Here is a 6,397-nt window from a genome sequence, read left to right as displayed (position 1 = left end):
ACCATATGTCAGGGAAGAAAATCATCAATAGTGCTATGGTCTATCGGAAAGAGAACATCTTTATGGGCTTAGAAGGTTTTTATGAATATAGCATCTGGCGAACAGAAAAAACAGAGATTGAAAGAGCAGTAACTTTATTAAAGGAGTTATAGAAAAGTAGGGATAATTTTTTTATTTAGTTTAGGAAGAAGAGTTTTCTTTGCTTCCTAGTTGAAACTTTTCAATATAGAGAGTAGAATGGCATCAACTGAAAGAGTGATGCCATTTTTTAGCTCCTTAAGGAGGTATACTCCTCTGTGGGGCTTGGCAATGTGATGTATTAGCTATAGACAAAGGACCTTTGGTTAGACTAAAAGTATTCTCCTTAGATAAAGTACTTTCGGTAAGGAGAATACTCCTTAAGATTATGACTTGATAAAAGCCTAGAGTGGCGTAGCAATTTTATACTTTTTTATAAGCTAAAAAATAATAGAAATAGTATGTGATGGGTGGTTGATTGGATGAAAGAACCTAAAATAGGATTAGTACTTGCAGGAGGAGGAGCTAAGGGCGCATATGAAGCTGGAGTATTTAAGACATTATGGGAACTTAACCTTGTAGATAACATTAAGGTAATCTCCGGTACCAGTATTGGCTCAGTCAATGCACTCCTTTTTGCAATGAATGATTTTAAAGTAGTTAGGAATAGCTGGAGTAGTTTATCCTACTCTCGATTTTTAATAAATGAGGAAAAGATTCGAAAGGAATATGTGCCTTTATTAATCAAGCGTGCAAGGCATGGTTATGAAGAGAATCCAATCGTTAATGACCTAGACACCAGAGATATTGGATTGATTTCACAAAAAGGTGTAAAAGACTTTCTAAAAGAATATGTGGATGTGAAGGTAATTAAAAAATCCAAGAAGGATCTCTATGCATGTGCTTATAATATTGATGAAGGTAGACCAGAGTATTTTCTTTTGAATCAATTAGAGGAAGAAGAATTGATTGATGTAGTATTAGCTTCCTGTGCGATTCCGTATTTATTTCCACCAAGAAATATCCGGGGATGTCGTTATGCAGATGGAGGGATTCATGCTGCAGAGTACCCAAATAGAAATATTGATAATGTACCGATCCATCCACTGCAGGATTATCAGTTGGATTTTGCAATAGTCGTTCATTTATCGGATAAGAAGAAGGAAGAGGGATTGGAATTAGAAGAACTTAAGCAGGTGAAAACGATTCATATCTATCCTTCAAAATCGCTGGAACGCATTGGGGGCACAGGCACAATTCTCCTTGAGCAAAAGAGATTAGAGGAAAATGTGGAACTTGGCTATAGGGATTCCATGGTTGCGATAGCGCCTAAGATGATGAAATATTATAAAAAAGGGTAAGTTTATTCTAAATCAAAAAAAATAATTTCAATTCTAAAAAGAAGAAAACCGCAATTTAACTTAAACTTATGATTTTCTTCTTTTTTATTTAATAGATAAGATTAGTTCATAGAACTCCAATTAATATAAGGAGTACTTGAAGAATATTTGAAGTTAGGAACAATATTATTTTCTTCATGTATTATTATAGTTGCAGGAGGGACGTAATCATTAGGTAGATGCTTCGTTATATTTTTATATTTTTTTCTATATTTCCCTGAAAAATAATCTAGAAAATTTGGAGTAGAAACAAATTTCTGTGTAGCACGTACTATATGATTAGCTTCATTGTCTGATATGTCTTTAGTATAAAATTGAATTTCTAATCCTGCTTCATTATATATAAATTTAATCTTATCTATATATTCATATTCCATGGAGCATGTTTTTTTGAAATCCTTAATATCTTTATTATTAAGGACTGGGGTAGAAATTTTATATACCATCATAACTCCTATAAATATTATAAAAACAAACAAACTTATTTTTAATAGATATTTATTTTTTTTCATATAAACTCCATTTCTTTTGAATTTATAGTAACCTATATCTATTATACCAGAAATGGCTGAAATAGAAAGGAGCCTTAGTAAAGCTCTTTTCTATTGTTTTAGAATCACTTTTTAGGTGGAAGTAATAAAAAGGTGCAAATACAATAACTATGTGGTAACCCAGCATGGTTAAATGAAGTATGGTGAATAATCAGGTTAAGTTATTACTTAAGATTACTAGATAAAAAAAATCTTTTATTTGTCCCTTTTCATGATATTTGATATAATATACTAGTAATTAGCTTTTGATAGATGGAAGAACAGATAATTGATAAAAAATAATATATAGTGCGAATACGCAAGAATCGAGGTTATCATGATACGTTTTGAATCGGATTACACAGAAGGAGCACATCCTAATATATTAACTAAACTTGTTTCAACAAATATGGAGCAAACAATAGGGTATGGAGAAGATCACTACTGTGAGCAAGCACGCGAGCTTATTAAGGGAGCTTGTGGTAATAATGAGTTAGCAGTACATTTCTTAGTAGGAGGAACGCAAACAAATACCACCGTTATTAGCTCAGTTCTTAGACCATATCAAGGTGCACTTTCCGCAGTAACAGGACATATTAATTGCCATGAAACAGGAGCAATTGAGGCAACTGGACATAAGGTATTACCCCTTGCTAGTGAAGATGGAAAAATCACAGCAAAGCAAGTAAGAGATTATTACGATGAACACTGGGCAGACTCCAGCCATGAACATGTTGTACAGCCTGGTATGGTGTACATATCACATCCAACAGAAAATGGAACTACTTATCATAAAGAAGAATTAGTGGAGCTTTCTAACACTTGTAAAGAGTTAGAGTTACCTCTTTTTATCGATGGTGCAAGATTAGGATATGCTTTAGCATCCGAAGGTAATGATTTAAGCCTTGAGGATATTGCTGCAAATTGTGATGTATTTTACATTGGTGGAACCAAAGTCGGAGCTCTATTTGGAGAGGCTGTTGTTATCTCAAATAAAGCTATTCAGAAGGATTTCAGATATAATATCAAACTTCGTGGTGGTATGTTCGCAAAGGGTCGTTTATTAGGCTTACAGTTTGAAACATTATTTACAGATAATTTGTATCAAGAGATCTCAGAACACGCTATAACACAAGCAATGAGAATCAGAGATGCATTTGCTAAGAAAGGTTACCATTTCCTTTATGATTCAAGAACAAATCAACAATTCCCAATCTTACCAGTTAGTTTATTGGACTTCTTAGGAGAAAAGTATTCCTATAGTTTCTGGACAAAGGTTGATGACACACACAATGCAGTGCGTTTTTGTACTAGCTGGGCTACGAAAGAGGAAAATGTTGATGCTTTACTAGCTGATATTGAAGAGTTTCATAAATAGTTATCTTAAGTAGTTGTTGTATTAAATACTAAAGCTAGAATAAATTTGAGATATAGATTATTACTATATGATTTAAATAAAATCAAATATATGATAGAAGATAGATAGCCAGGAGATTGATCTCTTGGCTATTAGTAAATTAGTTAAAGACTAAGTGGATGAAAGAAAAGTTGCTACATAGTTACAGCACACACGATTTATTCGGATTACATTTTGTTACTTTTCAGTTTGAAAGTGGTGATCGCTTAGAGCTCGGTGTAAGTGGGCAGCAATATGGATTATTAGGAGAAGGAGATGTTGGTAAACTAACATTTCAGGGAACTAGATTTTTATCCTTTGAACGAGTGAGATAATTAAGAAATTTAATAAATCTTATAATGATTATATTTTAGACAAGTTATCATATTAGATAACTTGTCATTTTCATTATCTTACACCTAAAGATACTCATTTAATAGTGAAATTATATAGTATGTATCATAAATATCACAGGATGTGATGTATCTATGGTGTGTGGATGGAAAAGGCATATGGAAACCTTAAACTTATTAAGAAAAATCATTGGTATTAGTATTTTGTTCAGAAAAACGTCGAATTATGTTGAAACGATATAATACATATAGTAAAATACGGTATTAGGTTAAGGTATTTTTCTACCAATAATATTTATAGATTATATATTTTATTGACAGTACCTTGACAAAAGTGAAAAGCAAAAATGGGGGTGATTAATTCACTTAGGTAGTACTGCTTGTTTAATAAAATTATGCAATTTAATAGTAATTGGGTATCAAGCCGTACAGCAAACGTATTAACGCGGTTGCTAGTAGATATTAGTCTTGATTCTAATAAATTTTCTGCAGATGGTTATAGTGAGTTGCAACCAATTGCAGATAATACTAAAGAATAAGACAGAAATAAAAATAAACGTTTAGATTAAATTATTGTATTTGCCTAATGGTTCTGATGAAATAATAAGTGTATAACTTTACTCATTAATGAATGATTATGATTACGTAGATACAACAATAACACGAATGATTATGGAGGAAAAATGTTAATAACAGCCTTAATTTTATTTATTATAACATATGTATTAATGCTTAGCTTGTCTAAGTATCGTTACCTTGTCGCTATAACTTCAGCGTTTTTATTTGTTGTAATTGGTATACTTCCAGTTACGAAAGTTTTCCCTTCGGTAGACTTTAATGTAATACTGATGATTGCAGGAACTATGGGTACAGTATCTTTATTTATTGAATCAAAAATGCCATCTTTATTGTCGGATTTGCTTATTCGCAAGGCAACAAACGTTTGTTCTGCTGTCGTGGTATTATCCCTTTTTGCTGGAGTCATCTCAGCATTTGTTGATAATGTTGCAACTGTATTAATGGTTGCACCAGTAGGTCTAGCGATTGCAAAGAAAGTGAAAATATCTCCTGTTCCAGTATTAATTAGTATTGCTGTCTCCTCAAATCTTCAAGGTGCGGCTACTTTAGTAGGAGATACTACTTCAATCTTACTTGGTAACTACGCAAATATGGATTTCTTAGACTTCTTCTTTATGAACGGTAAACCAGGTATCTTCTGGGCTGTAGAGCTTGGTGCAGTTGCAACTCTGCTAGTCTTAAGCATGATATTTAGAAAAGAAAAGCAACCAATTACTGTGGTAGAAATGACTAAAGTAACTGATTTTATTCCAACAATTTTACTTTGTGGTACAGTAGTTTCTTTAATTTTGGCTTCTTTTATACCACATAAGCCAGCTATTACAAATGGTATCATTTGCGTTGGTTTCTTCTTAGTTGGTATCATATGGTCTATTATAAAGAATGGTAATTTCAGTTCTGCAATAAAAGCCTTGAAGGAGATAGATTATCAAACACTATTATTATTAGCTGGCTTATTTGTTGTTATTGCAGGTATTACTGAAGCAGGAGTAATTAATAAAATCAGCGAATACTTCGTTCTAATAGCTGGTGATAATGTTTTTATCGTTTATACCTTACTGGTATTTGCTTCTGTGATATTCTCTGCGTTTATCGATAATATTCCTTATGTCGCAACAATGCTTCCAGTAGTAAGCTCTATCGCAACTATGATGAATGTCGAGCCTTATTTACTTTACTTTGGTTTATTAATTGGTGCAACACTAGGTGGTAACTTAACACCAATTGGAGCATCTGCTAATATCACTGCAATCGGAATTCTTCGTAAAGATGGATATGAGGTTAAAACCAAAGATTTTATGAGAATTGGTGTTCCATTTACTTTAATGGCAGTATGGATTGGATATGTGTTTATATGGGCTGTTTATCATTAAAATGATATGTCAATCAAATATATAGATTGCTACTGTTTAGATAGGAATAATTTATTTTTGATATATTAATCATCCTATGAAACATTTTCACATGAGAAAAATTGAAATATATATTGAATCTTGATATAAAGATGGTGTTTAAGTCTAGTTTTATTAGCTTAAACACCATCTTTTTAACGAAAATTAACTTGCTTGCAGGAAGTATAGAGCTAAGTAAGTATCAGATAGATTGATTTATTATAGTACATTTGATGATTTCGTTGAAAAAATAGTTTGTTCCTATGGAAAATGAGTGCTATAATAAACCAGCTGATATTGAGGAGTTTCATAAATAGGTAAGCTTAAGTAGGTTTTAGTGATAGTAGATAGCCAGGAGAGAAATCTCTTGGCTAATGGTATTTTTATTACTGTAAATAGATATAAAGGACAGCTTAAGTAAATTAAAGCTAGATAAATAAGGAATAGATTTTATATACAGAGTTTTAATACTAGAAATGTAAATCATTAACTCAAATTATCATTAGGATTATAGCTATATTGCTGAAGTATAAAATGAAGACTATATTAGTGAAAGATATAATTAGTTAACATAATATTGATATGTATACTAAAATTTTCTATTAATGATTATTTATGGAAAATACGCAAAATTGACTAATATAATACACGAATGTTATACTGTGAAATAGATAATGAAAGATTAAAGGAGAGGAAAGATAACATGATTTATTTGGACTATAATGCAACA

Annotated in this window: 4 protein-coding genes and 1 pseudogene; 4 read left to right on the top strand and 1 reads right to left on the bottom strand. The window is 31.7% G+C overall.

Annotated elements, in window-relative coordinates:
* The first annotated feature begins 500 nt into the window (after positions 1-500).
* Positions 501-1,379 (top strand): patatin-like phospholipase family protein, encoded by an 879-nt coding sequence (locus tag RTP52_RS11500; protein WP_312371418.1) that lies wholly within the window; start codon positions 501-503, stop codon positions 1,377-1,379.
* A 101-nt stretch (positions 1,380-1,480) separates the two neighbouring features.
* Here RTP52_RS11500 and RTP52_RS11495 read toward each other — a convergent pair whose 3' ends face one another.
* Positions 1,481-1,930, bottom strand: coding sequence for a hypothetical protein (locus RTP52_RS11495; RefSeq protein WP_312371415.1), 450 nt, complete (start codon positions 1,928-1,930; stop codon positions 1,481-1,483).
* A 355-nt stretch (positions 1,931-2,285) separates the two neighbouring features.
* On the opposite strand from RTP52_RS11495, the gene RTP52_RS11490 reads away from it, so the two are divergent.
* The 3 genes and pseudogenes from RTP52_RS11490 (at position 2,286) to RTP52_RS11480 (ending at position 5,649) form a co-directional block, all read left to right on the top strand.
* Positions 2,286-3,326, top strand: a complete 1,041-nt coding sequence (locus RTP52_RS11490) for a threonine aldolase family protein (protein ID WP_312371413.1) — start codon at positions 2,286-2,288, stop codon at positions 3,324-3,326.
* A 209-nt stretch (positions 3,327-3,535) separates the two neighbouring features.
* Positions 3,536-3,679 (top strand): annotated as a pseudogene (locus RTP52_RS11485) (DUF2500 domain-containing protein); the annotation flags it as partial.
* 701 nt (positions 3,680-4,380) lie between these two features.
* The gene (locus tag RTP52_RS11480) at positions 4,381-5,649 is read left to right on the top strand and encodes an SLC13 family permease (protein ID WP_312105585.1); all 1,269 of its coding nucleotides are present in this window, start codon (positions 4,381-4,383) and stop codon (positions 5,647-5,649) included.
* Positions 5,650-6,397 lie beyond the last annotated feature (748 nt).

This window comes from Lachnoclostridium sp., assembly GCF_031997925.1.
Taxonomy (GTDB): domain Bacteria; phylum Bacillota; class Clostridia; order Lachnospirales; family Lachnospiraceae; genus Lachnoclostridium.
The sequence above is the reverse complement of the archived record's forward strand: the minus strand, read 5'-3'. Positions and strand labels throughout refer to the sequence as shown.